Raw genomic sequence first — 26100 nt, forward strand, 5'->3', positions numbered from 1 at the left:
CGTTCGTGACCCCCGTCCCACCTGACCTGCCCGATCCGCTGACGCTCCTGCTGATCGAGGACGACGCCGGCGACGCGTTCCTCGTCGAGGAGCTGCTGGCGGACGCCGACAGGCCACCGAAGATCACCTGGGCGCGGACGCTGTCCGAGGGGCGCGAGCGGCTGACCGACGACGTGCAGTGCGTGGTCGTCGACCTGTCCCTGCCGGACGCCACCGGGCTGGAGGCGCTGGAGCAGGTCATCGCCATGGCCCCCGACACGGCCGTGCTGGTGCTCACCGGCCTCGGCGACACGCACGCCGGCATCGAGGCGGTCGCCGCCGGAGCCCAGGACTTCCTGGTCAAGCAGGACGTCGACGCCCGCCTGCTGATCCGCGCGATCCGGTACGCGATCGAGCGCAAGCGCGCCGATCTCGCCATGCGCGAACTGCTCCAGGAACGCATCGTCAGCAAGGAGAACTCCCGGCTCGAACGCGGCCTGCTGCCCGTCCCGCTGCTCGATCCCACGCTGCTGCAGCACCAGGCCCGCTACCTTCCTGGCCGTACGGGCGGGCTGCTGGCGGGCGACTTCTGGGACACGGTGCAGACGCCCGACGGCGCGGTGCACGTGCTGATCGGCGACGTGTGCGGGCACGGGCCCGACGAGGCGGCGCTCGGCACGGCGCTGCGCATCGCCTGGCGCACGCTGGTCCTCGCCGGGCAGACCGGCAACGACGTGCTGCGGACGCTGGACACGCTGCTGCGGCACGAGCGGAAGTCTCCGGAGATCTTCACCACGATGTGCAGCGCGGCGATCAGCCCGGACCTGACCACCGCCCGCCTGCACGTCATCGGCCATCCGCCGCCGCTGCTGCTGCGTGACGGCGTGCTCGGGGTGGTCACCGAGACGCCGTCCGGCCCGCCGCTCGGGATCTTCCCGGACATCGAGTGGACGCCCATCGACGTCACGCTGGGCGAGCGGTGGTCGCTGCTGCTCTACACCGACGGGCTGATCGAGGCCACGGTCGGCGAGAACCGGGACCTGCTCGGCACCGAAGGGCTGGCGAACCTGATCCGCGCCCAGGAGGGGATCGACCTCGACCGCATCATCGCCAGCCTCGACGGCGCCATGCACGACGACGTCGCGGCCGTCCTCGTCTCCCGCGGCAGAACGGCCCTGACGGGCATCACCGGCATCACGGGCGCCGGGGAGGGCAGGGCATGACGACCATGCCTGAGACCACGCCTGAGACGACCGTGCCTGAGACCGTGCCCGAGACGACCGAGACGGGCGCGCCGCCGGCCCTCACCGGCCCTCCTCCGCTCGCTCCTCCGCCGCTCGGCCCGCCCGCGCTGGACTCCCGCCTGACGGTCAGCCGCTGGTTCCTGCTCACGGGCGCGGGCGTGCTGGCCGTCTTCCTGATCGCCCTCGGCGCGACCCTGCTGGCGCTCGTGCAGGCGCAGGACGCCCGGCAGACCCTCGTCGACGCGGTCGACCCGGCCGCCCTCCACACGCTGCGGGTCGCCACCGCCGTGCAGGCGCAGGAGGGGGCGATCCGCGGGTTCGGGCTCACCGGGGAACAGCAGTACCTCGACGCCTACCGCAAGGGCGTCTCCGACGAGCGGGCGGCGAAGGACGACATCGGCCGGCTCGTCCCCCGGTTGCCCCACGGCTACGGCGTCCGCGGCCAGATCCTCGCCCTCACCGAGGCCACGGACGCCTGGCGGCGCGACTACGCCGAGCCGGTCGTCGCCCGGACGCTCGACCGGGGCCCCGGCTCGCTCGCCGACCTGGCCAGGCCCAACCTCCAGCGCTTCGCGGCCGTCAAGACCGCGCTCGACCGGCAGCAGGCGGCCCTGGGCCGGCTCCACGACACCGCGCGGGAACGGCTCTACTCCGCCTGGACGACCATCTACGCGGCGATCGCGGTGCTGGGCGGCGCGATGGTGCTGGCGCTCGTCGTCTGCGCGCTGATCGTGCGCCGCGCCGTCGTCGGCCCGATCGCGCGGCTGACCCGGCAGGTCCGGGAGGTCGCGGCGGGCGACTTCGACCACGAGCTCGGCGTCACCCGGCCGGCCGAGCTGTGGGAGCTGTCCGGCCACATCGACGGCATGCGCCGCCGGATCATGGCCGAGTGGCAGTCGTCCGTGGAGGCGCGCCAGCAGCTCGCGGACCAGGCCGAGGAGCTCCGGCGTTCCAACCGGGAGCTGGAGCAGTTCGCGTACGTGGCGAGCCACGACCTGCAGGAGCCGCTGCGCAAGGTGGCGAGCTTCACCCAGATGCTGGAGCAGCGCTACGCCGACCGGCTCGATGACCGGGCCCGGCAGTACATCGGCTTCGCGGTGGACGGCGCCCGGCGCATGCAGCTGCTCATCAACGACCTTCTCGACTTCTCCCGGGTCGGCCGGGTGGGCGGCGAGCAGGAGGAGATGGACAGCGGCGACGCCCTGGCCGCCGCGCTGCGCAACCTCGACGCCCGGCTCACCGACACCGGGGCGACGGTCACGCACGACGACCTGCCGAGGGTCCTCGGCAACCGGACCATGCTCACGCAGCTCTTCCAGAACCTCGTCGGCAACGCGCTCAAGTTCCGCTCCGAGGAGCCGCCCCGGGTCCACATCGGCGTACGGCGGGACGGCGACATGTGGGAGTTCAGCTGCGCGGACAACGGGATCGGCGTCGAGCCGAAGTACGCCGACCGGATCTTCCTGATCTTCCAGCGGCTGCATTCAAGGGACGTCTATCCCGGTACGGGAATCGGGCTGGCGCTCTGCCGCAAGATTGTCGAATATCATGGCGGCCGGATCTGGCTCGACACCGGCGGGGATGCCGGGGCCACGTTCCGCTGGACGCTGCCGGCCCTGGGAGACCCCGATGAGTGAGTTCCGCCCGATCGAGGTCCTCCTGGTGGAGGACGACCCCGGCGACGTGTTGCTCTGCCAGGAGGCGTTCTCGCACAACAAGGTCGGCAACAACCTCCACGTGGTGCAGGACGGGGAGCAGGCGCTGGCCTTCCTGCGCGGCGAGGGTCCGCACGGCTCGGCGCCGCGGCCCGACCTCGTGCTGCTCGACCTGAACCTTCCCCGGTTGAACGGCTTCGAGGTGCTGCAGGAGGTCAAGGCCGACCCCTCGCTGCGGAGCATCCCGGTGGTGATCCTGACCACTTCGGAGGCTGAGCAGGATATCCTTCGGGGATACAACCTGCACGCCAACGCGTACATCACGAAGCCCGTCGACTTCGACCAGTTCACCCGAGTGGTGCGGCAGATCGACGAATTCTTCGTCACCGTGGTCAAACTCCCGGGGAAGTGACCGAGATCACAGCGGGTAGGAGTGACCCTCCTCACAGTTCGTGATGTGCTCGTCGTAATGTGTGCCCCACCAATAACGCGCACGGCCTGAGCAGCAGGGTCAGCACGGCCCGAGCAGCACGGCCTGAGCACGCGCGACCGCTCCGGCGTGCGCGGAGTCAGTGAGGGTGGAAGGTCTCCGATGACCCAGACAACGGCCGAGAGCGCGGTACGGAAACAACGCGCGCAGATCAGGGTGCGCACTCTGCGCACCGACCGATGGTGGCTTGCTCCGGTGCTCACGTTCGCCGGGCTCTTCTTGTTCCTGATTTACGGCTTCTGGGCGATGTTCGACTTGAGCATTCTCGCCGGGTCGTACATCGCCCCCTTCTCGTCGCCCTGCCTCGCGGCGGCGACCTGCCCAGAAGGGGCCCGGCTGTTCGGATTCGCCCCGTTCGGCGACTGGTACACCCTGCCGCCGGGACTGCTGATCCTCGCGTTCCCGGGCGGGTTCCGGTTCACCTGCTACTACTACCGCAAGTCGTACTACCGCTCGTGGTGGATGTCGCCGCCGGCCTGCTCGGTGGCCGAGCCGCACAGCAAGTACACCGGCGAGTCGCGCCTGCCGCTGATCCTGCAGAACGTGCACCGCTACTTCTTCTACGTCGCCGCGATCATCGGACTGATCCTGACGTACGACGCGGTGCTGTCCTTCCGCGACGCGGACGGCAACTGGGGACACGTCGGTCTCGGCACGGTCATCCTCGTGGTGAACGCGGTCCTGGTCCTCTGCTACACGTTCGGCTGCCACTCCTGCCGCCACATCACCGCCGGACGCCTGAACCACTTCTCCAGGCACCCGCTGCGCTACAAGGCGTGGACGCTGGTCTCGAAGCTCAACGCGCGGCACCAGCAGTTCGCCTGGGCGTCCATGGTCTCGATCGTGGTCGCGGACCTGTACGTCCGCCTCGTCGCCAAGGGCGTCATCAACTTCCCGTTCGCTTAAGCAGCACGTCGTTGTAAGGATCTCAAGGTGGAGCGTCACGAATACGACGTCGTCGTCATCGGAGCCGGCGGAGCGGGACTCCGCGCGGCGATCGAGGCGCGGCAGCAGGGCAAGCGGACGGCCATCGTCTGCAAGTCGCTCTTCGGCAAGGCCCACACGGTCATGGCCGAGGGCGGCGCCGCCGCCGCGATGGGCAACGTCAACCCGAACGACAACTGGATGGTGCACTTCCGCGACACCATGCGCGGAGGCAAGTTCCTCAACAACTGGCGCATGGCCGAACTGCACGCCAAGGAGGCTCCGGACCGGGTCTGGGAGCTGGAGGCCTGGGGCGCGCTGTTCGACCGCACCAAGGACGGCAAGATCAGCCAGCGCAACTTCGGCGGTCACGAGTACCCGCGCCTCGCCCACGTCGGCGACCGTACGGGCCTGGAGATGATCCGCACCCTGCAGCAGCGCGTCGTCGCCCTGCAGCAGGAGGACGAGAAGCTGCACGGCGACCCCGAGGCGTACATCAAGGTCTTCGCCGAGTGCACGATCACCCGGCTGCTCAAAGATGGCGACGCCATCGCGGGGGCCTTCGGCTACTGGCGGGAGACCGGCGACTTCATCGTCTTCGACGCTCCCGCCGTAGTGCTGGCCACCGGCGGCATCGGCAAGTCGTTCGTCGTCACGTCGAACTCCTGGGAGTACACGGGCGACGGGCACGCGCTGGCCATGCTCGCCGGCGCGAACCTCATCAACATGGAGTTCATCCAGTTCCACCCGACGGGCATGGTCTGGCCTCCGTCGGTGCGCGGCATCCTGGTGACGGAGTCGGTTCGCGGCGACGGGGGCGTCCTGCGCAACTCCGAGGGCCGCCGGTTCATGTTCGACTACATCCCGGACGTGTTCAAGGACAAGTACGCCACGACCGAGGAGGAGGCGGACCGCTGGTACGACGACCAGGCGGGCAACCGCCGCCCGCCCGAGCTGCTGCCCCGTGACGAGGTGGCCCGGGCGATCAACTCGGAGGTCAAGGCGGGGCGCGGCTCACCGCAGGGCGGCGTGTTCCTGGACGTGTCCACCCGGCTGCCCGCCGCCGAGATCATCCGGCGGCTGCCGTCGATGCACCACCAGTTCAAGGAGCTGGCGGACGTCGACATCACCAAGGAGCCCATGCAGGTCGGCCCGACCTGCCACTACGTCATGGGCGGCGTGGAGGTGGACGCCGACACCGGCGCGGCCTCGGTGCCCGGCCTGTTCGCGGCCGGCGAGGTCTCCGGCGGCATGCACGGCTCCAACCGCCTCGGCGGCAACTCCCTCTCGGACCTGCTGGTGTTCGGCCGCCGGGCCGGTGCGGGCGCCGCGGCGTACGTCGACGGCCTGGCGAGGCGGCCGGCGGCGGCCGCCGGGCTGGTCGAGGAGGCCAGGGCGGAGGCGCTGGCGCCGCTGGAGCGCACCGGCGGGGAGAACCCGTACGAGGTCCACCACGAGCTCCAGCGCACGATGAACGACCTGGTCGGCATCATCCGCAAGGCGGAGGAGATCAGCGAGGCCCTCCAGGTCGTCGAGAAGCTCAAGGAGCGGGCCAGGCACACCGCCTCCTCGGGCAGCCGGATCTACAACCCCGGCTGGCACCTCGCGATCGACCTGCGCAACATGCTGCTGGTGAGCGAGGCCGTGGCGAAGGCCGCGCTGCTGCGTGAGGAGAGCCGTGGCGGGCACACCCGGGACGACTACCCCGGCATGTCGCCGGAGTGGCGCAGGAAGCTGCTGCGCGTGGCGGTGACGCCGGACGAGTCGGGCGTGAGCGTCGAGGAGAGGGTCCAGCCGTCGATGCGCTCCGACCTGATCAGCCTGTTCGAGCGTGGCGAGCTGGAGAAGTACCTCACCGAAGAAGAGCTGGCGGAGTACGACGCCGCCGTCAAGGAGTCGTGATGGGATACAAGGCGAAGTTCCGCGTCTGGCGCGGTGAGGGCGGCGAGGGCAGGCTTGAGGACTTCACCGTCGAGGTGAACGAGGGCGAGGTCGTCCTCGACGTCATCCACCGGCTCCAGGCCACCCAGACGCCCGACCTCGCGGTCCGCTGGAACTGCAAGGCCGGCAAGTGCGGCTCGTGCTCCATGGAGATCAACGGCAAGCCGCGCCTGGGCTGCATGACCCGGATGTCCACCTTCGAGGAGGACGAGACCATCACGGTCACGCCGCTGCGGACGTTCCCGGTCATCAAGGACCTGGTGACGGACGTGTCGTTCAACTACCAGAAGGCCCGCGAGGTCCCGTCGTTCACGCCGCCGGCGGACGTGAAGCCGGGCGAGTACCGCATGCAGCAGATCGACGTCGAGCGGTCGCAGGAGTTCCGCAAGTGCATCGAGTGCTACATGTGCCAGAACGTCTGTCACGTGATCCGGGACCACGAGGAGAACAAGCCGAACTTCTCCGGCCCGCGCTACCTCATGCGGATCGCCGAACTCGACATGCATCCGTACGACGTGCTGGACCGCAAGGAGTCGGCGCAGGAGGACCACGGCCTCTCCTACTGCAACATCACCAAGTGCTGCACCGAGGTCTGCCCCGAGCACATCAAGATCACTGACAACGCGCTGATCCCGATGAAGGAGCGCGTGGTCGACCGGAAGTACGACCCGCTGGTCTGGCTGGGCTCGAAGATCTTCAAGCGCCAGCACTGACCCGCGCGTGACACGAGAGGCGCCGCCCGGGCTCGTCCGGGCGGCGCCTCTCGTGTGCTGCTCCGAGTGTCTACTGTTTGTCTACTGCTCTCGCTGCTGGGGCTCTCCGGCCGTCGGCGCCTGCCCCTGTGCCGGTGCCTGCCCCTGTGTCTGCGCGGGGTCCCCGGCCGGGTACCCGTACGGCTGGGCGTACCCGTACGGCACGGGGTAGCCGTAGGGCTGCTGCGGGTAGGGCACCGCGTACTGCTGGGGGTACGGCTGCTGTGGGTACGGCTGCTGGGGGTACGGCTGGACCGGCACGAAACCGACCATCGGGGCGTAGCCGGAGCCCGCCGGATAGGCCGACGTCTCCGGTGCTGCGGCCCCCGTGGTGGACATGGCGGCGCCCGGGCCGCCCCGCCGTACGGCGGCGGCGTGGGCCATCCGCCGGAGCCGGCCCTCGAAGATCAGCCAGGCGATCAGCGCGATGCCGAGGAGCACACCGGCGGGGATCGCGAGCCGGTGGGCCAGCGACGCCTTGTCGTACTCGGGCGAGGCGTTGCGGATCTCGTACGGCACGGTGTCGGGCGCGGGCTCCTCGAACGAGGCGGCCGGGGTGGGAGTCTGGCCGGTATCCGGCGTCGAGGCCGGCGGCAGGCTCACCTGCCCCTCGCTCTCCGGGGTGGGGGTGGCGGACGTGCCGCCCGTCCCGGCGGGCACCTCGGTCGTCGAGGGGAAGTGCTCGGTGGTGGACGGAGGCTGCTGCCCCTGCTGGCCCTGTTGCCCCTGCTGGCCGCTGGTCGACGCGGGCGGGGTGGTGGAGTGGGTCGCCGTGGGCTTGCGGGTGGTGCGCTTGGGCGTCGGCGTGACGGTGACGGTCTTCGTCACCACCGGCTCGGCGGTCGGACTGGGCGAGGCCGACGGCGTCTGCGTGACGGTGACCGTGACGACGTCGCAGTTGTCGCCCTGGGTGGTGTCGCACGGGTTCACCGGGTCGGCGGTCGCGCCGAGCATGGGGCTCACGACCACGACCGCCAGCGTGGCGAGTGCCAGCGACGCGGCAGCCGAGGACGCGGCCCTGATGTATGCGCGTCCGATCACCGATCGCCTCCTGTCAGCGCGTGCGAGGTCAACACCGATTGTAGTTCGGTCCACGGCACGGCAAAGCCGGTCTCAGGGCACGATTCTGCGTCCTATCCGGGCAACAGCGTCTCTATCTCGGCGACGACCGGCAGATCCGCGGGTAACCAGGCGACGTCGTACAGTTCGTGCGGCTCCAGCCAGCGCAGCGCGAGGTGCTCGATCGGCCGGGGGACGCCCGCGGCGAGCCCGGCGAGCCAGACGCGCATCACGCCGCCGTTCGGCAGCGGCCAGTCCCCGCCGACGCGGTGTGACACCACGATGTCGACGCCGAGTTCCTCGACGCACTCGCGCACCAGCGCGGCGCGCTCGTCCTCCCCCGGGTCGACCTTCCCGCCGGGGAACTCCCAGCCGCCGCGCAGTTCCGGCGGCGCGGACCGCTGGGCGGCCAGGAGCCGGCCGTCCTCCACGATCGCGGCGCCCACGACCAGCCTGCCGGTCACGTCTGGGCCCGCTTGAGCTGCGCCAGCACGGTCTCGTTGCGGAGCGGCCGGGTGAAGCCCACGATGTTCGGCCGGTCGCGGTAGGTCGTCACCTTGATCGGCCCGCAGAGGGTGCACCTCGCCTCGATCATCGTGCCGGGCGAGACGACCATCCCGACGTGCCCGGGGTTGTCCTTCGACGTGCCGGGGCCGGCGTTGAAGAAGACGAGGTCGCCGGGCTGCTCCTCGCCCTGCTCGATCGGTACGCCGAAGGGCCACTGGCCGAAGGTCGTCCGCGGGATGCTCAGACCGGCGTTCCGGTAGGCCATGTAGATGATCCCCGAACAGTCGAAGGCGTCCGGGCCGGTGCCGCCCCACCGGTACGGCTTGCCCCGCTGCGCCAGAGCGTATTCGAGGATCTGGCGGACGACGTCGTCGGGGGCGTTCTCTACGAACCCGGAGTCACAGGCCGGGTCGGCCTCGGCGGGCAGGCCGATGTCCCCCGTCGCGGCGTAGCGCTTGGCGATCTCCAGGACCTGGTCGACGTACCAGGTGGCGCGGTTGTAGACGAAGATCGCCCTTCTGAGGTCGTCGGGGGCGCCGTTGCGCTTGAGCATCTTGGCCGCGCCGAGGATGGCGTCCGCCGGGTCGTAGACGTCGCCGAAGCCGTCCCCGTCGCCGTCGGAGGCGTAGCCGTTGATGCCCGGCTCGATCTTCATCTTGGCCTGGCCGCCCCAGGTGCTGATGAGGAACTGCATCGGCCCCGCCGCGCCCGCGTAGTTGGTTCCGCTGCGCACGCCCGGCAGCGAGGACCGGCCGTGGTTCGTCTCCCGCTTGCCGATGGCGGCGAGCACGTTCCACTGCACGCCGATCTGCTTGCCGAACTTCTTGTAGAGCTCCAGGTAGTCCTCGGGGATGTCGCTTCGCGCCGTCGCGGACAGGTCCGCCCCGGCACCGGGTCCCGTGGCGGCCTCGGCGCAGTTCCCGGACGAGCCGCCGCCGAGCAGCATCGACGGGCTGGGGGTCATGAGGATGATCGAGGCGAACAGCGTGACCGGCACGATCACGACGAGGGCCACGGCGATCAACCGCCAGGACCGCCCTCCCGAGGCGAGCCTGCGGACGACGCTCCCCGAGGTGCGTACCGAGGTGCCGCGCGGCGGGACGGTCACGGCGAGGTGTCCCCGTCCTGGCCGGAGTCGGCCAGTTGCAGGTCGTACACCCGCCAGTCGGTGCCCGACTTGACGACGGTCACGGCGAACCGCTCGGGCACGTCCTTCTGGCCGCTCCGGTCCGTCACGTGCCGGGTGGAGTCGACGACGAACACCACCTGACTGCCCGTCATGTCGCGGATCGACGCCACCTTCGCCGACCCCTTCGAGATCACCTGGTCGGTCTCGTTCTGGTCCGCCACGGCGGGATCGGTGACGGTCCTGGTGAGCTGGTCCGCGAACTCGGTGGTCGCGAACGCCGTGAGCCGCTCGGCGCGGGCCGCCGGCTCCTCGTCGTGGGAGAAGGTGCCGTACGCCTCGGCGAAGCGGCGGGCCAGGTCGGCCGCCGCGCCGATCTCCTCCCTCGACAGCGGCAGGTACGCGTACACGTCGAAGGCGCCGGGCGTGGTGGCGACCGGGCCGGGCTCCCGAGCCCCCGTGGTCGCCCGCCCGGTGGCGGCCACCGACCGCCCCACCGACTGCTGTCTCGCCTGCTCGTCGCCGTCCGTCGGCGGGCTCATGCTGAGGTAGACGCCGACGGCGGCGAGCACCACCACGGCCGCCCCGAAGGCGAGCCCCTTGCCCCGGTCGCTGTTCCGGCTTCTCATGGCCTCGTCGGTGGTCCCGTCACTCGCCGGAGTCGCGGTCGGCCGGCTTGGCCCAGAACGGGGCCGGCGCGTCGCCCTCGCGCCGCGTGCTCTCCCCCCGGCTCGGCAGCCAGAGCGGGGGCGGCTCGGCCGGACGCGAACGCCCGGCGGACGACCCCGAGTCACGCGAGGAGTCACGCGGCGGCGGCGCCGGACGGGAGCGGCCCGCGTCGCCCCGGCGGGACGAACCGCCGAACAGGCCGCCGGAGCCGCCACTCGAACCGCCGGAGCCGCTTGAGCCGCCTGAGCCGCCTGAGGAGCCTCGGGACGAGCGACCTGAGCCGCCGCCGAACAGGCTGCCCGGCCCGCCGCCGGAGCCACGCGTGGTCGACGGCCGGGAGGCCCAGCCGCCGGACCGGCCGCTGAACCAGCCACCACCGGACCCACCGGACCCGCCGGACCCACCGTTCGACCCGCCACCGGACCCGCCGGATCCGCTCGCGGGAGCGGCAGGAGCGGCGGAGGCGGCGGAGACACCGGTGACCGCCGCTCCCGTCACCCGCCGGGGCACGGACGGAGCGGACGGCGCCGACGGCCCGGACGGCGCTGCCCCGCCTCCCGGGGCACGTCCGGGCGCCTGGCCGTTCGCCGGGCCCCGCGCACCGGCCGGCCGTACGCCGGACAGGTTCAGCGGCGGGGCGGTGCCGGGACGGGCGGCGGCGACCCCGGCCTTGCGCCGGCCCGCCTGCCCGTCGGCGTCGAGCGGCGCGGGCTGCGCCCCCGCGCGCGCACCGGCCTGGGCGGGAACGTTGCCCGCGCCTTCCTCGCCGCGCACCCGGCCCTGGGCCACGGAGGAGGCCGCAGCGGCGGCGGCGCCCGCGCCGCTCGCCATCGCGGCGGCGCCGATGATCGGCTCGGCCTTGCGCAGACCCCACCGGCCCGCCCGGGCCGCCGCGACCGGCGGCAGCACGGCGGCCGCCCGAGAGAGGGTCGGCGCGGTCGCGGCCTCGCCGAGCATCCGCGTGGCCAGCGTGTGCCCGTCCATCGAGGCGAACAGATGCTGGAACGGCCGCCGGTAGAAGAAGACCGCGATCGTCAGCAGCGCCATGAAGAGGATCTGCATGCCCCACGGCAGGTTGGTCGAGATGATCAACGCGTAGCCGTACACGAGGATGCCCAGCACCAGTGCGAGCACGGCCTGGCGGAGCAGCGTGCCGACCAGCATCTCCAGCCAGCGCATCGCGATGATCCGTCCCGAGCCGGGATGCACGCCGATCAGCAGGAAGACCGGCGCGAGCATCAGCAGCAGCAGGAAGCCGACCTTCAGCACGAGCAGCGACACCGCGACGAGGAAGATGAGCAGACCGGCGACCATCGCCGCGATGAACGCCCCGATGGCGATGCCGAGGCGGCTGGTCCAGTCCTTGCCCTGGAAGAGGAAGAACACCGGAGTGCTCTGCAGCGGCTTGGCGACCTCCTCCTCGAACCGCTGCTGATGCGAGTCGGAGGCCGGAGTCTGCTTGGCGGCCAGTTCCTGGGCGTCGATCGCCTGGAGGTCGAGGGTCTTCTGGCCGAGGCCCTTCACGAGACCGGCGTTGGGGTCGGCCGTGGCGAACTCACCCATCAGCCACGGCTTGCAGACGAGGATCGACCACAGCGCGTCGGCGTTCTGGGCCACGCCGGGGGTGCCCTGCCGACCGTAGCCGCCCGCCGTGGGCTCGCTCGGCACCTCGCCCGGCTCGGTCGCCTTCATGGGCAGGCAGGACGCGCCGCCCGCTCCCGGCAGGCCGGAGAACGCCGAGTTGACGATCTCGCCGGTCTTGTCGGTCACCGTCTTGCCGAGGCCGGTGAAGTCTCCCGGGCGGCTGAAGAACCAGATCGCGACCGTGACCGCGAGGACCATCCAGACGACGCCCTCGGTGGTCGTCGTCGCGCGTTTGCGGATGAGGCCGTACCAGGCCAGCCAGATCGCGCCGAGGATGACGACCGGCCGCAGGTACGGCCAGTACATCGCGTCGGCGAGGTTCTTGACGATGTCGTCGGCGACTTCCTTGATGGGCTGCAGCGGGCCCTCGGTGGCCGCCGCCTGGTACGTGCTGATCGTCAGCCGGTCGACGGCCTTGGCCCAGGAGAAGACCGTGTTGGCCCACGCGTTGCCGAGGACGGCGGTGACGTCGGAGCACCCGAGGTCGTAGGTGTGCCAGAACTGCCCGGCCATGCCGTACCGCTCGTAGTTGGTGAGCGGCTCCTTCGGCGCCGAGCCGTCCGCCGAGCCACTCGCCGAGCCGGCGGGCGGCTTACCGGCGGTGCCGGCGGCCGTCGCGTCGTCCGGCGCCGGGGGCTGCACCAGGCCGTCGACGCCGCCGCCCACGATCTCGGGGGCGAGTTTGGGCGACAGCTCGCAGATCCCGTCGGCGCTCGCCGTACCGGACGGGAAGACCAGCGGCAGCGTCACGAACGCCGCGAAGGCGACGAACAGCAGGGCGAGGCTCCGCCGGAGCCTCCTGCCGCGTCTGCCGCCCTCTCCGGTGCGGCCTCTGGGACCGTTCCTGCGCACGCTCACGATCGCACCTCCTGCGCGACCCCCGACCGACCGGAGCCCCCGTCAAAGAGATCATGCATGTTCTCGCCGGGTTTGTCGTGTGTCGGATTGGTGTCAAGCCAGCGCAGCAGCTCCTCCGAGATAAGGTCCACCCCGATACGGCCGGCCCGGCCGTCCAGATCCCGGAAGACGCACTCCCCGTTGCCCAGGGAGCGCAGCACCCCCTTGTGGTCCTCCGAGGGATCCACGCCGAGAAGCTCCATCACGTGCTCGACCTCCACCCGCTCGGTGGACCGGAACGCGAACACCGACGACAGGCAGTTCGTGACCTGTTCGCTGAGCAGGTCACCGGCGTTCTGCGAGACCAGGACGAGCGCCGTGTTGCGCGAACGGCCCATCCTGGAGACCTCGGGCACGAGCTTGGCGCCCTCGGGGGTGGACGTGATCGCCCACGCCTCGTCGAGGAAGATGGCCTTCGGCGTGCGCCGGTCGAGCCCGTTCATCAGGCGGCGGGCGAACTGCGACACCAGGTAGAGCAGCGCCACCGACAGCCGCTGCTCGTAGGAGTAGTCGTCCCTGACCGTCGCCACGTCGGGCAGCGTGAGGCCGCCGAGCGTGAACACCGTCGTCCAGCCCTCGGTGTCGATCTGCTCGCCACCGTAGGCGTCGAAGCACAGCCGGGCCAGGTGCATCTCCGACATGGAGCGCAGCACGGCCCCGAGGTTCTTCGACGCGGGGTCGGACGACTGCTCCAGGTGGTCGACCACCTTCCCCAGCGAGGGGTCGGGCTCGTTCGACACGGCCGCGACCGCCTGGATCATGGCGGACTCGCGCTCCTCCGACATCCTCGGCAGCAGCAGCCGCAGGGTCTCGCTCGCCATCGTCTTCTTCGCCGCGATGTCGTCGCCGAACGCGAACGGGTCGAGCAGGCCCGGCGCGGCCGACCCCAGCGGGATGACCCTCGCCTTCCGGCCCCGCGCCCGCAGCAGCCGTACGAGCGACTCGGCGTCGCCCTTGGGGTCGATCACCGCGATCGTGACGCCGCGCAGCGCCATCTGGTAGATCAGCAGCAGCGCCAGCGTGGTCTTCCCGCCGCCCGGCTCACCCGTGATCGCGATGGCCGTCGGGCGGTTGCGCGCCGCCGCGACGAGCGGGTCGAAGTGGACGATGCTGCGCGCCCGGCCCAGGGTCTCCCCGACGTAGGGCCCGATCCACCCGGCGTTCGACTCGTCCACCCGGTCGCCGATCTCGACGGTCGCGGTGGCCATGCCGCCCGCGATCGTCCGCAGCGGCTGCCGCTGGGCGTACGCGTTGACCCGCAGCCGCTCCCCCGGCAACGCCTCGCAGAACAGCGAGAACTGGTCGCCGGTGGAGTTGACGACGTCGATGCCGATGTCGCGGAAGTGCTCGACGATGGCCTCGACCCGCTGAACGCACATCTCCTCGGTCGGCGCGCTGACGCTCAGCCGGTGCCAGCCGTACACGAAGGGCAGCCGCTCCTTGGTGATGCCGTGCTCCAGCATGCGGGCGGCGTCGATCTGCTCGGCCAGCGCGAGCGGGGCCTCGGCCCCCGCCTCGCGGATGTGGATGTCCATGTCACGGGCGTGGGCCAGCTTGCGCGCCACGTCCTTGCTGGCCCGTACGGGGGGAATCAGCCGCATCCGGCTGGAGATCTCGACGGGGAAGGGAAGCTGGTCGGCGAAGTGCAGCCACGGCTCGCCGTCGGGGAACGGCATGAGATCGGGGAACCGGGCGAACGACAGGTGCGCGACGTAGGCCTCGCCGGCGGGCTGCTGGATGCGCAGCAGCGACCTGCCGTTGTGGATCTGGCCCTCGACCAGCGCCTCGATCTCGCCCTTGCCCCACCTGCGGCGGGGGGAGGCCGAGGGCCACGGCTCGCCGAGACCGGCCGCCGCGGCGTGCTGGAACAACCAGGCGATCTCGGTCGAGGTGGCGTGGCGGGCGTAGAGCGCGCTGGAGGCCAGCGCCCGGCCGAGCCGCTCGGCGGCCTCTGTCCACCGGGCGATCTCCCGGTCCGGCACGTGGTCGTCCTCGATGCCCAGCTTCTTCTCGCTGCGCTGGTAGAAGCCGAACAGCTGGGCCAGCACGCCGGTGCCGAGCTGGGCGCCGCGCGGGCCGAGCCTGACGCCGAGGTAGACCTCCTTGCTCCAGAAGTCCTTGGCCCAGACGTGGCGGTACATCTCCTCCAGGTACTCCCGCCAGCCCGGGCCCTCGTCGGAGGTCGCGTTGAGGGCCATCGCCCACTCCGCCGCCGGGTACGCCCGGTGCGCGACCCGCAGGTGCACCTCGGCGTCGGGCATCCTGATCGCGGCCAGCGCGATCGTGACGTTCGTGGCCAGCGCCTCGCGCTCCTCGGGGGTGAGGAACTCGTAGCTCACCGTCGGCAGGCGGAAGTAGGCCCAGGCCGCCGAGTCGGTGAGCAGAACCCGATCATCGAAGTACCGCACCGCCAGGCGACTGCGCGCCCTGCTCATCGACCTTTCACCAGCTCTCCTGATCGCACGTCCCGGGACCCGTCGGACCCGCGCGACCGCCCTCGCCGCGGCCCGCGTCCGGCGTTCATCTCGCCACCTCCTGCTTGGCCTGGGCAGCCGCCAGGCCGTTCACGATCACTCCCGCGAGCGCGACGTACGCCCTGCGGCCGCCTGTCCGGAGATGGGTGATGTCGACCGGTCCCGGCCGTCCGGGCGCCAGCTCGTCCTCCCAGGGGATGCGGACGATCGCGCGGCACCTGCCGCTCGCGACCGCCTCCGCCTGCTCCACGTCGGGGAGGCTGCGGCGGCTCACTCCGTTGATCACCATGACCGCCCGCCGCCGCAGGTCGGAGCAGCCGTGGCCGTCGAGCCACTCGTACGTCATCGCGACCGCCTCGGAGGCGTCCTCGCTCGCGGGGGCGACCAGCACGAGCTGGTCGGCGTACGGCAGGAGGCGGGCGGCCAGCGCGGCCGCGGGGTCGATGACGGTCAGCCGGTAGTGCCGGTCGAGCGCGGCGAGCGTCCGGCGCCAGTCGGCCAGGAACGCGCGTTCCGCCAGGCGCTGCGTGACCCGGTCGTCGGTGTCCGCTCCGACGACCTCCAGCCCCGACTCGCAGCGCGTGGTGTAGGACCGCATGCCCAGGTAGCCGGTCACCTCCTCGGAGCCCTCCAGCAGCGAGCTCAGCGTCTCCGGCGACTCGGCGGCGATCCTCGTGGTCAGCGTGCCCTCGCCGGTGTTCGCGTCGAGCGCGAGCACCCGGTCGTCTCGGTATCGGGCCAGCGTGTGGCCCAGCATTAAGGCCGTGGTCGTCTGCCCGGCGCCGCCCGTGCAGCCGAGCACCATGATCCGCCTGCTCGTGGTCAGCGGGACGCGGGCGCGCGCCTCGTCGACCTCCATGCCGTCCGTACGGCTGCCGCCCACGACCACCTGCGCCAGGCGCCGCCAGCCGCCGGACGGGTCGCGGCCCACCACCGCCTCGACCCGGCGCAGCCGCGGCGGCTCCTCGTGCCCTTGACGGCCGGTCGGAGAGCCGGCGGCGGGCAGCGCGGGCCGCGCACCGGACGGGGCCGCGTGGCGGGGCCCGGCCGGGACCGTCCGGATCGGCACCCCGGCCGGACCCGCCGGAGGCGTCACGCTCCCCTTGCCCGTCGGTCCTGGCGACCCCGGACCGAGGCCGTACGGCCCCTCCCGATGACCGGCACCAGGCTGGACGTCACCGGGCCGCGCGTCACCGGGCTGGCCGCCGGGCGGCTGCGGCTCGGAACGGTGCGCGGCGGGGGGCTGCGAGTAGGGCGGCCGGATCCTGATCGGCTGCGCGACCGGCGCGGAGACCTCACCGGCCGGGTCCGCGTCCGCGTCGGTGCCGGCGTTGGTGCCGGTGTCGGCGTTGGCAGGCCCGGCAGCGGCCGTCGCGCCCGTCCGGACCGGCCCGGTGGTCGTCCCGTCGGCCGGCTCGGCGCTCTCCGGGACGTCCGCGACGTCCGCCGCGATGTCCGCGGGCCGGTCGGGCGGGGTCTGGGCCTGTGCCGTCGCGGGGAAGGCCTCTCCGGACGCTCCGCTCTGCTCACGGGGCCGCACCAGCCGAGGCGGCCGCCCCCTGCGGTGCTGCGCGAGAACGTCGGCGTCGTCCCGCCGCGCGGGTGCCTCGCTCCTCCCCGTGCCCGGGTCCCGCTCGCTCCGCGCCTGCTCGTCGTGGTCCCGCTCGTGGTCCTCCACTCGCCCGGACACCTGCTGGGAGCGCTGTGCCCGCACCATCCCGGCCTCGGAGGCAGCCTGGGAAGCGTCGGAGTCGGCCTCGGCGGGACCGGAGGCGACGGGTTGCGGGGCGACCGGCCCGGCGTCCGCCGACTCATCGTCGGCTGACTCGGAGGCGGCAGGAGCGGCCGGGGGCCGGGCCTCCGCATTCTCGCCTAGCGCTGTTCCATGCTGCCGTGCGGCCTCGTCGCGCTCGGAAGCCGCCCTCAGAGCGTCCTCCGAGGCGGTCTCTGCGGCCGATCCTGTGGTGGTCTCTGCGGCGGTTCCTGCGGAGATTTCTCGAACGGCCGACGCAGCCGGCGGGTCACCGGCCCGCTCGCCGTCCGGGTCGTGCCGGTCCGAGTCCTGCCGGTCTGAGTCGTGCCGGTCCGGGGTGAAGAACGCCGGGTCGGCGGGCCGTACAGAGCGGGGCTCGGCCGAGGCGGCGAGCCTGCGCAGGCGGCGCAGCGTCTCGGTGCCGAGGGGCGGCACCGGATGGGTCCCCGAGTGGGACTCCGAGTGAGGTTCCGAGTGGGACTCCGAGGCGGCGGGGCCCGCGCCGGGCGCCCGCCGGTCCCAGCCCCAGCCCTGGCTCTGACCCTTGCCCTGGTCCTGGCCCTGCGACTCTGTGTCGTGGACCGCCCGGTCGTGGACGCTGCTGTCGTGGACCGCGCTGTCCTCCCGTCCGGCGGGAGGTCCGTCCGGGTGACGGTCCCGCTCGGGATCGTCCGAACGGGCGGGATCCGCCGGCGGCGCGGACGGCTGCGGCAGGGAGAAGACCCGTTCACCCGTGACGTCGCCCGTGGCCGCGGCCACGGCGCCGCTCCAGGGGAGCGGGGCGGGGCTGCCGGTGGTGACCGGCACGGCCGCGGCGGCAGCGGCGGCCACCGCGGGCCGCACGACGCGGGACGGGTCGAGCGGCGGCCCGCCCGCGTGCACCGCGGCGGCCCGTGCGGAGGCGCCTGAGGCGTGCGCGGTCTCCGGGGCGGCGGCGGCCTTCACCGAGATCGGGCGGCGCGCCCTGGCTCCGGCCCCCCGGAGGGCGGCTCTGCCGTTGCCGGTGACGACCGGCGGAGTGGTCCGCCAGACGCGACCGGTGAGGGCGATCTCGTCCGGCTCGTCGAACGGAGCCATCCGGCACCAGGTCTTGGGCTCGGCCATGTAGCGAACCTGCGACTGCAGAAGCTCGGTGAGACGCTTGTTCTCGATGACCGGACGGGTGGACAGCCATGTGAGCACGCCGGGAGGAACCAGGTAGACGACGTGCCACGGCGCCTCCAGCGGCAGTCTCACCAGAAGGAGGAAGAGCCACCAGGGTACGGAGACACCCACGAACACACCGATCCAGACGACCGGAAGCGGCATCGGCAGCCGTAGGTCGTACAGCTTGTACAGCCGCTTCTCAATACGCCAGATATTGGTATATGTGGGCAGATCCACCCCGAACCTCCTCTCCGCCCGATCACTTGATCCCGAGCGCGCCCGCGATGGCCTTCGCTGTCACCTCGATGATGTTGGGAACGTAGAAGATCACACCGATCGCGATCGCCAGGATGATGAACTGCACGAACCTGGTGATCTCACGGGTGAAGAGGAAGAAGATCGCCACGACGGAGACGACCGCGAGGAACAGCGGGGCGAAGAACTTCCTGAGGAAATCGGCGAGACCTTCGGTGTTGATGCCCGTCGCCGGCGCCGGCGACGGTGCGGCGAGATCAAGGAAATGATCCGCGATGGTCTTCACAATCAACTCTCGCCCTCCCGGGGGTATGGATCAGCGATGTCTGTGCCGGGCATGCGCTACCCCACGGACCGGTTCGCACCCTGGATGCCCTTGACGAACCACTTGCCGCCCTGCTTCTCGATCGTCAGCTCGTAGGCCTGTTCGAGGCCCCCCGGCTCGCCCGCCGGGTCCTGGGACGGACTCGGCGCCGCCGCGTCCCCGGAGGCCACTGCCCACACCACCACCGCGGTCACCTTCCTGCTGTCGGCGCCACCCGGTGGCACGGACACCTTCTTCAGCTCGGCGAAGGCGAACCTGCCGTTGAAGCCTTCGATCGTCACGCCGTTCGCGACGTACCGCTGCAGATCCACCTGGTTGCCCGCGGCGTACGCCTTGAAGAAGCCTTCGAGCTGGGGACGCAGTTCGGCCTCGGTGGCGGAGTCGCTGTCGGGTTCGGCAAGCTGCGGCAGACCGGCCGGGCCGGGGTCGGGCAGCAGGGCGGGCTGCGCCGACACCACGAACCTGCCGCCGTCGTAGTAGACCGGCACGGACAGCAGGCCACGGGCGTCCCCGGACTGGTACGACACGCTCACCCGGGCGTTGTGGTCGTCGATCACGTCGATTCCCGCGTACTGGAAGGCGCCGGCGGACATGCGCCCGTAGCCGTTCCAGCCGAACTGCGCGTCGGCGCCCTCCGGCAGGAACGCCTTCAGCCGTTCCGCACGCTGCTGCGGGTTGGCCGCGTCGTAGTTGAGGTAGACCGCCGCGAACTGGTCCGCGAAGGCCGCCGCCCGCGTCGTCGGGAAGGTGGACGTGGCCGTTTCGGCCGGGGCGCTGCCGGTGCCGGTGTCCTGCATGGAGCGCTCGAACAGCGCCCGGACCCCGTTGACCACGATCACGATGATCAGGGCCCAGAGGATCGCGCGTCCGGCCCAGACGAGCCAGCGGCCTCCGCCGCCGCTCCATCCTCTGCGCCGGGGGGCCGTGCCGTGCGCGGCGATCGACCGGTCGAGGCCCTCCGGAGGGTACGGCTCAGGGTCGCCAGCGATCCGAGGATCCTGCTGGACGTCTGACCTGCGAGCCATCACGCCTCCGCTCGCGCCGATCCATCCGGCTGGCGCGGTTTCCTCTTGCTCTCGTTCCGGTTAGCCGCATTGAAGTATTCACCCTAGCGGTCTAGCCAATTCTTCCAGGTAAGCCACGCCCATGGTGCAAGCATCGCCGCGAGCGAGCAAACTAGGTCTACATCGCGTTGTGAGGCGCCACGTCTATCCACTCTGTGGAAAAGCGCGTTATGCCTGGCCAGCAGGGTCGGCGATTACCTAACCGCCACCTATTGGTGTCTTCACAGCCTGGAGAGATGGCGATGCGGACGTACCGCCCGGAGCCGGCCCCCGCACGCGAGGGTCCCGCACGCGGCACGTGCGGGACCCTCTCCGATCGGTCGTGCGCGCTCGTCACTGGCAGGACGAGGACGAGGAGGACGCCTCACTCTCCGTTCCGAGGCTCGACTCACCGGAGGTGGACGACTCCACCGACGACTCGACGGACGACTCCTGGGACGACTCCAGTGACGACTCGGGCGAGGACGGAAGCGAGGACGACTCGCTCGGCAGCTGCGCCATGGCGTCGCTCGCCAGCTGCTCGATGCGCTTCTGGGCGCTGGCGGCCTCGTCCCTGATGCGCTGCATGGCGCTGCCGGCCTCTGCGTTGATGTCGGCCCGCGCCTGCTCCATCGTGCCGCTCAGGCCGCCCATGCTGCTCAGGCCGCTCAGGCTTGAGCCGCGCCACTCGCGTGAGAACGACGAGCTCGGGAACTGCTCGCGTACGGTGATCGAGAGGCTTGAGGGCCGGGCGGCCACGATCGGAGCGGCCATCGGGATCTCGGACATCGGGATCTCGGACATCGGAATGCCCGCCGGCAGGGCGGACGTGGAGATCGCCTGCGGCATCGCCGCCAGGGTGGCGGGCAGCTCCGGCACGGCGATCGTGGAGATGGCCGGCACCTCGGCGACCGTGCTCAGCGAGGGCTCCAGGACGGTGGTGTAGGCCAGCGAGCGCGCCGAGCCGCCCGGCACCCTTTCCTGCGGCGAGATCGTGGCGGCGGAGGCTGCGCCGCTCGCCAGAGCGACCCCTCCGGCCGTGAACGTCGCGGCGATGATCGCCGAGAGAGCGAGCTGTCCGGACTTGCGATGCATGGTCCCTCCTTGGGCCCGTATCGGGTCGCGCAGGTCGAGCCACCTGGGCTTTCCCTGACTCCCGAATTGCGCCGCGGGCGCCTCCCTCTCCCGGATCAAACCGGCATACCGCCCGAAATGGGATCGATTGCTGAAAGGGAGGATTCACCTGACGAGTTGCCGCCCAACGGCCTCAATTCGATGCTCAATGGAACGTCCCGAGGGCGTCCAGGGCACTTGATACAAGCGTTTCCGCAGGCCATGGAGGATCTGACCGATGGGAGAACCGCGGCGGATGTTACCGCCACGCGTCTTGGGACCTCCTTGTACGGAAGGGGACGCTGAGGTGAGGAGACGGATGGCCAGGCACGCCCGGCCCGGGGTTCAGGCCTGGTAGGGCGGCATGACGCCCCAGCCCCAGCGCGGCACCGGCTCCTCGCCCGGCGGTGTGACGCCCGGCTGTGAGAAGTGGACGGCCAGGCGGGTCCCCCACTCGACGTAACCCGCGAACGCCGCCCTGAACTCCGGGTCCGCGGGCAGCCCGACCTCGTCGGCCGCGTCCATGAGCAGGCTCACCCACCTGCGGCGCTGCTGCTCCGTGATGCCCTTGCCGAGGTGGTGGGAGACCATGTGCGAGTGGCCGCCGCGCTCCTCGCTGTAGCGGGCCGGGCCGCCGAAGACCTCGCCGAGCCACATCGCCACGTACGCGGGGTGACGGGCGTCCATGTGCGCGAAGAGCGGCCCGACCAGGTCGTCGTCCTTGACCCGCCCGTAGAACGCCTCGGTCAGCCGGTCCAGCGCCTGCGCGCCCCCGGCCCACTCGAACAGCGTGGGCTCGGTCTTCTCGATCACCTTCTCGTAGTGCCGCATCTCCTCGATGTCCGACACATACGGTTTGATCTCGGCGAAGAACTCCCGGAAGTGCTCACTGCCGCGGAAGCCTTCGAGGTGGTCACGGGCCGAGGTCCAGATGATCCGCAGGATGTAGCACGCGGGCTCGTCCACGCAACGGGACAGTTCGTAGTCGAGGCACTGCGGCGCCCGCCCGAGCGGCACGACGGCGCGCCGGTAGGCGGCCTCGAACTCCTCCCCGTCGGCGACCCGGTAACGGATGTATTCGACGATCACCAGCACCCACCCTTTGTAATTATGTAATCAGAGCCAAGCTACCCGTCCGCAGGGAAACGATCAATGAGATCCTCGGGCGAAGGGCTCAGCGGATGTGGTCGAGGCCGGTCAGGCCGGCCGAGAGCGCCCAGAGACGGGCCGCCTCTCCGTCATCCGCGGGGCCTTCCCCGGTGACGCGGCAGTCGGCGCAGTAGGCACCGCCGTGTCCGTCGAGCTCGCGGGCCGTGGCGGCCCAGACCGGTGTCGCCGCACCCTGCTCGGGCGTCCTGAACAGACCGGGCGCCGCGTTGCCCTCGGCGTCGATCCAGCCGGCGGCGACCATCTCGCCGTCCGTCAGGTGCCGCTGGAGCGGAGTGCGGATCCAGCCGGGGTTGACCGAGAACGCGTGGACTCCGTACGGCCCGCCCAGCCGATCCAGGTGGCGGGCGAACAGGATGTTCGCGAGCTTCGACTGGGCGTAGGCGGCCCACTTGTCGTAGCCGCGGGTGAACTGCGGGTCGTCCCACCGGATGCGCCAGTCCGCGCCGTACCCGGAGGAGACCGAGACGACCCGGGCCGCACCGGCGGCCGTGAGGGCGGGCCACACCAGATGCGTCAGCGCGTAGTGGCCCAGGTGGTTGACGGCGAACTGCGCCTCCCAGCCGGGCCCCACCCGGGTCTCGGGGCAGGCCATGATCCCGGCGGCGGCGATCAGGATGTCGAGGGTGGCCCTCCGGCGCAGGAACCGCTCGGCGAACGCCCGTACGGAATCGAGGTCGGCGAGGTCGAGCCGCTCGACCTCGGCCCTCTCGACGCCCGCCAGTGCCTGCCGCGCCGTCTCGGGCCGGCGGGCCGGGACGACGACGCGCGCCCCGGCCCCGGCGAGCGCGCGGGTGGCCGCGAGACCCACGCCGGAGTATCCGCCGGTGACGACCGCGGTCCTGCCGGTCAGGTCGATCCCGGCGAGAACCTCGCCGGCCGTACTGACGGCGCCGAAGGCACTCCGTCCCGTGTCCCGCCCGGGGTCCCGCCCTGTGTCAGCTGTCGTGTCGCTGGTCATGACGCGGACGCTAGGTGTTAGACCGAGGTCTAGGTCAACCGGTTACGATCACCGCGTGACGGCTGAGGTCCTTCATATCGGCGAGGTGGCCAGGCGCACCGGCCTGAGCGTGCACACGCTGCGGCTGTACGAGCGTGAAGGGCTGCTCGCGGGCGAGGTGCTGCGCGACGAGGCCGGTCGGCGGGTCTACAGCGCCTGGGATGTCGAGTGGCTGGGCAACTGCGTGAAGTTCCGGGCCTCCGGCATGCCGCTGGCGGCGATCGGCCGGCTGGCCCGGCTCGTGCGCGAGGGCACCGGCAACGAAGCGGAACGACTCGAGGTGCTGCGCGAACACCGCCGCCACGTCGCCGAGCGGATCGCGCAGCTGCAGGACTGTCTCGACCTCGTCGACGGCAAGGTGGCCGCGTACGAACGGCACCTCGCCGCCGACGGCATCGGAGAGCCCTGGTAACGGCAGCCGAAGCCGGCTCAGACGTTGAAGCGGAACTCCACGACGTCGCCGTCGCGCATGACGTAGTCCTTGCCCTCGATGCGTGCCTTGCCCGCGGCCCTGGCGGCGGTCATCGAGCCCGCCTCGACCAGGTCGGCGAACGAGATGACCTCGGCCTTGATGAACCCGCGCTGGAAGTCGGTGTGGATGACCCCGGCGGCCTCGGGCGCGGTGGCGCCGCGGCGGATCGTCCAGGCCCGCGCCTCCTTGGGCCCGGCCGTCAGGTAGGTCTGCAGGCCCAGCGTCTCGAACCCGACCCGGGCGAGCTGGGCGAGACCCGACTCCTCCTGGCCGACGGACTGCAGCAGCTCCAGCGCCTCGTCGTCGGGCAGCTCCACCAGCTCCGACTCGATCTTGGCGTCGAGGAACACGGCCTCGGCCGGGGCCACCAGCGCCGAGAGCTTGGCCCGCAGGTCGTCGTCGGTCAGCTCGTCCGCGTCGAGGTTGAAGACGTACAGGAACGGCTTGGCCGTGAGGAGGTGCAGCTCACGCAGGTCGGCGAGGTCGATGCCGGCGCCCTTGCCCCCGGCGTACAGGGTCGTGCCGGTGTCGAGGAGCTTCGCCGCGGCCTCGGCCGCCTCCAGCAGGACCTTGCGGTCCTTGTTGGTGCGCGCCTCCTTCTGCAGGCGGGGCACCGCCTTCTCGATCGTCTGCAGGTCGGCGAGGATCAGCTCGGTGTTGATGGTCTCGATGTCGCGCTGCGGCGACACCTCGCCGTCCACGTGGGTCACGTCGGGGTCGGAGAAGACCCGGATCACCTGGCAGATCGCGTCGGTCTCGCGGATGTTGGCGAGGAACTGGTTGCCCCGGCCCTGTCCCTCGGACGCGCCCTTGACCAGGCCCGCGATGTCCACGAACTCCACCTTGGCGGGCAGGATGCGGGCGGAGTTGAAGATCTCCCCCAGCGTGTCCAGACGCGCGTCCGGGACGCCCACGATGCCCACGTTCGGCTCGATCGTGGCGAACGGGTAGTTGGCCGCCAGGGCGTTCCCGCTCTTGGTCAGCGCGTTGAAAAGCGTGGACTTACCGACGTTGGGCAGGCCGACGATGCCGATGCTCAGGCTCACGTACCACGAGTTTAGGGGCCTCGGCGGGTGCGCCGGACATCGGCGGCCCCGGCCCTCTCCTGGGCGCGCCTCCCCGTTTGGCATGCCAATGCCTGAAATCATCCAGACCGTGGATGTCGTGGCTCTCGTACTGGGACTCGCCGTCGGCCTGGTGACCGGTCTGGCGCTCGCCGGGATGCGAACCGCGGGCCGTACGGCCGAGGCCGCCGCCAGGGTGGCGGAGGCCGAGGCGAGGACGCGGGCGGCGGAGGACAAGGTCGCCTACGTCGAGAACCAGCTCACCGAGCGCTTCCAGGCCATCTCCGCGCACGCTCTCGACGTCGCCAACCTGCGCTTCCTCGAACTGGCCGAAAACCGGCTCAACACGACGAGAGCGGAGGCGGCCGGCGACCTCGACCAGCGCCGTCAGGCGGTCGAGAACCTCGTCGCGCCACTCCGGGAGACGCTCGCCAAGGTGGAGAGCCAGCTCAGGGAGAGCGAGTCGGGCGCCCGCGCCGCCCGGGCCGAGCTGAGCAAGCAGATGGAGTTCGTACGGGAGAGCTCCGAACGGCTGAAGGCCCAGACGGACGCGCTGGTGCGGGCGCTCCAGCGGCCGGAGGCCCGGGGGCGCTGGGGAGAGTTGCAGCTCCGGCGGGTGGCGGAGATCGCCGGAATGGCCCGGTTCTGTGACTTCGACGAGCAGGTGAGCGCCGTCACCCGTGACGGGCTGGTCCGTCCCGACATGGTCGTACGGCTCAGCGGCGGCAAGAACGTCGTCGTGGACGCGAAGGTGTCGCTCGCGGCCTACCTGGAGGCGGCCGAGACCGCCGATCTCTCCTTCGCCTCGGCCCGGCTCGACGCGCACGCGCGGCACCTGCGCGAGCACGTGGACCGGTTGGCGGCCAAGTCGTACTGGCAGGCGTTCAGCCCGTCGCCCGAGTTCGTGGTCCTGTTCATCCCCGGCGAGGCGTTCCTCGCGCCGGCCCTGGAGCGCGATCCCGGGTTACTGGAGTACGCGATGCGGCGGCGCGTGCACATCGCCACCCCGACGACGCTCGTGACGATGCTGCGCACCGCGCAGTACGCCTGGCAGCAGGCGGCGGTCAGCGAGAACGCCAAGGCGGTGTTCGACCTGGGCAAGGAGCTGTACGACCGGCTCGGCGGCCTCGGGAGGCACGTGGACTCCCTGGGCAGGGCGCTCACCCGGGCGGTCACCGCGTACAACCAGACGGTCGGCAGCCTGGAGAGCCGCGTCCTGGTCAGCGCGCGGAGGATGAACGACCTCGGTCTCGTGGACTACTCGCTCGACGCCCCGGCGGCGGTGGAGGAGGTCCCCCGGCCGGTCGCCATCCCCGAACTCGAAGGTGAAGAGCGGGTAAGCTCCCCTCCCCCGCATCGTCAGAACGGTAAATTGGCGCGAGACTTGTCGTGAGGGGGGCC

21 protein-coding genes are annotated in these 26100 nt (G+C 71.4%); 8 read left to right on the top strand and 13 right to left on the bottom strand.

Going from position 1 to position 26100, the window contains the following annotated elements:
* Window positions 1-5 precede the first annotated feature (5 nt).
* The 6 genes from FED44_RS29745 (at window position 6) to FED44_RS29770 (ending at window position 6946) form a co-directional block, all read left to right on the top strand.
* Entirely contained in the window at window positions 6-1202 is a 1197-nt protein-coding gene (locus FED44_RS29745; protein ID WP_111701331.1) for a PP2C family protein-serine/threonine phosphatase, read from the top strand.
* The gene (locus tag FED44_RS29750; RefSeq protein ID WP_138462769.1) at window positions 1199-2860 is read left to right on the top strand and encodes a sensor histidine kinase; all 1662 of its coding nucleotides are present in this window, start codon (window positions 1199-1201) and stop codon (window positions 2858-2860) included. Before FED44_RS29745 ends, FED44_RS29750 begins: the two co-directional genes overlap by 4 nt.
* Window positions 2853-3290: a response regulator gene (locus FED44_RS29755; protein WP_111701329.1), complete on the top strand. Its 438-nt coding sequence runs from the start codon at window positions 2853-2855 to the stop codon at window positions 3288-3290. Before FED44_RS29750 ends, FED44_RS29755 begins: the two co-directional genes overlap by 8 nt.
* A gap of 180 nt (window positions 3291-3470) precedes the next feature.
* Window positions 3471-4274 carry a hypothetical protein gene (locus FED44_RS29760; RefSeq protein ID WP_111701328.1) on the top strand — a complete coding sequence of 268 codons (804 nt, stop codon included), beginning with the start codon at window positions 3471-3473 and terminating at the stop codon, window positions 4272-4274.
* A 27-nt stretch (window positions 4275-4301) separates the two neighbouring features.
* A complete protein-coding gene (locus FED44_RS29765; protein WP_111701327.1) occupies window positions 4302-6194 on the top strand; it encodes a fumarate reductase/succinate dehydrogenase flavoprotein subunit in 1893 nt (630 codons plus the stop codon).
* Complete coding sequence (locus FED44_RS29770; RefSeq protein ID WP_111701326.1) at window positions 6194-6946, top strand: succinate dehydrogenase/fumarate reductase iron-sulfur subunit; 753 nt, start codon at window positions 6194-6196, stop codon at window positions 6944-6946. Before FED44_RS29765 ends, FED44_RS29770 begins: the two co-directional genes overlap by 1 nt.
* Window positions 6947-7027: 81 nt before the next feature.
* Here FED44_RS29770 and FED44_RS29775 read toward each other — a convergent pair whose 3' ends face one another.
* The 12 genes from FED44_RS29775 to FED44_RS29830 form a co-directional block, all read right to left on the bottom strand.
* Window positions 7028-8026, bottom strand: a complete 999-nt coding sequence (locus FED44_RS29775; RefSeq protein WP_138462770.1) for a hypothetical protein — start codon at window positions 8024-8026, stop codon at window positions 7028-7030.
* A 92-nt stretch (window positions 8027-8118) separates the two neighbouring features.
* Complete coding sequence (locus tag FED44_RS29780) at window positions 8119-8508, bottom strand: (deoxy)nucleoside triphosphate pyrophosphohydrolase (protein ID WP_111701324.1); 390 nt, start codon at window positions 8506-8508, stop codon at window positions 8119-8121.
* Complete coding sequence (locus FED44_RS29785) at window positions 8505-9659, bottom strand: C40 family peptidase (protein WP_244302375.1); 1155 nt, start codon at window positions 9657-9659, stop codon at window positions 8505-8507. Before FED44_RS29785 ends, FED44_RS29780 begins: the two co-directional genes overlap by 4 nt.
* On the bottom strand, window positions 9656-10306 hold the full coding sequence (locus FED44_RS29790) for a hypothetical protein (protein ID WP_138462771.1): 651 nt from the start codon (window positions 10304-10306) through the stop codon (window positions 9656-9658). Before FED44_RS29790 ends, FED44_RS29785 begins: the two co-directional genes overlap by 4 nt.
* A gap of 19 nt (window positions 10307-10325) precedes the next feature.
* Window positions 10326-12848 carry a type IV secretion system protein gene (locus tag FED44_RS29795; protein ID WP_244302376.1) on the bottom strand — a complete coding sequence of 841 codons (2523 nt, stop codon included), beginning with the start codon at window positions 12846-12848 and terminating at the stop codon, window positions 10326-10328.
* A complete protein-coding gene (locus tag FED44_RS29800) occupies window positions 12845-15322 on the bottom strand; it encodes an ATP-binding protein (protein ID WP_117410229.1) in 2478 nt (825 codons plus the stop codon). Before FED44_RS29800 ends, FED44_RS29795 begins: the two co-directional genes overlap by 4 nt.
* Window positions 15323-15407: 85 nt before the next feature.
* Window positions 15408-18497 carry a conjugal transfer protein gene (locus tag FED44_RS29805; RefSeq protein ID WP_138462772.1) on the bottom strand — a complete coding sequence of 1030 codons (3090 nt, stop codon included), beginning with the start codon at window positions 18495-18497 and terminating at the stop codon, window positions 15408-15410.
* A 22-nt stretch (window positions 18498-18519) separates the two neighbouring features.
* Window positions 18520-18792 carry a hypothetical protein gene (locus FED44_RS29810; protein WP_244302382.1) on the bottom strand — a complete coding sequence of 91 codons (273 nt, stop codon included), beginning with the start codon at window positions 18790-18792 and terminating at the stop codon, window positions 18520-18522.
* A gap of 65 nt (window positions 18793-18857) precedes the next feature.
* A complete protein-coding gene (locus tag FED44_RS29815) occupies window positions 18858-19865 on the bottom strand; it encodes a conjugal transfer protein (RefSeq protein ID WP_117410299.1) in 1008 nt (335 codons plus the stop codon).
* A gap of 372 nt (window positions 19866-20237) precedes the next feature.
* A complete protein-coding gene (locus FED44_RS36120) occupies window positions 20238-20978 on the bottom strand; it encodes a hypothetical protein (RefSeq protein ID WP_167521631.1) in 741 nt (246 codons plus the stop codon).
* 363 nt (window positions 20979-21341) lie between these two features.
* Complete coding sequence (locus FED44_RS29825) at window positions 21342-22085, bottom strand: group II truncated hemoglobin (RefSeq protein ID WP_138462773.1); 744 nt, start codon at window positions 22083-22085, stop codon at window positions 21342-21344.
* Window positions 22086-22170: 85 nt separating this feature from the next.
* Window positions 22171-23124, bottom strand: a complete 954-nt coding sequence (locus tag FED44_RS29830) for an oxidoreductase (protein ID WP_138462774.1) — start codon at window positions 23122-23124, stop codon at window positions 22171-22173.
* Between the two features lie 55 nt (window positions 23125-23179).
* Here FED44_RS29830 and FED44_RS29835 point away from each other — a divergent pair, with 55 nt between their 5' ends.
* Window positions 23180-23575: a MerR family transcriptional regulator gene (locus tag FED44_RS29835; protein ID WP_244302377.1), complete on the top strand. Its 396-nt coding sequence runs from the start codon at window positions 23180-23182 to the stop codon at window positions 23573-23575.
* A 17-nt stretch (window positions 23576-23592) separates the two neighbouring features.
* On the opposite strand, the gene ychF is transcribed toward FED44_RS29835, so the two are convergent.
* Window positions 23593-24681, bottom strand: coding sequence for a redox-regulated ATPase YchF (gene ychF, locus FED44_RS29840; RefSeq protein ID WP_117410304.1), 1089 nt, complete (start codon window positions 24679-24681; stop codon window positions 23593-23595).
* Between the two features lie 109 nt (window positions 24682-24790).
* Here ychF and FED44_RS29845 point away from each other — a divergent pair, with 109 nt between their 5' ends.
* Complete coding sequence (locus FED44_RS29845; protein WP_138462776.1) at window positions 24791-26092, top strand: DNA recombination protein RmuC; 1302 nt, start codon at window positions 24791-24793, stop codon at window positions 26090-26092.
* Window positions 26093-26100 lie beyond the last annotated feature (8 nt).

Origin of the sequence: Microbispora triticiradicis (assembly GCF_005864065.1) — a bacterium.
Classification (GTDB): domain Bacteria; phylum Actinomycetota; class Actinomycetes; order Streptosporangiales; family Streptosporangiaceae; genus Microbispora; species Microbispora triticiradicis.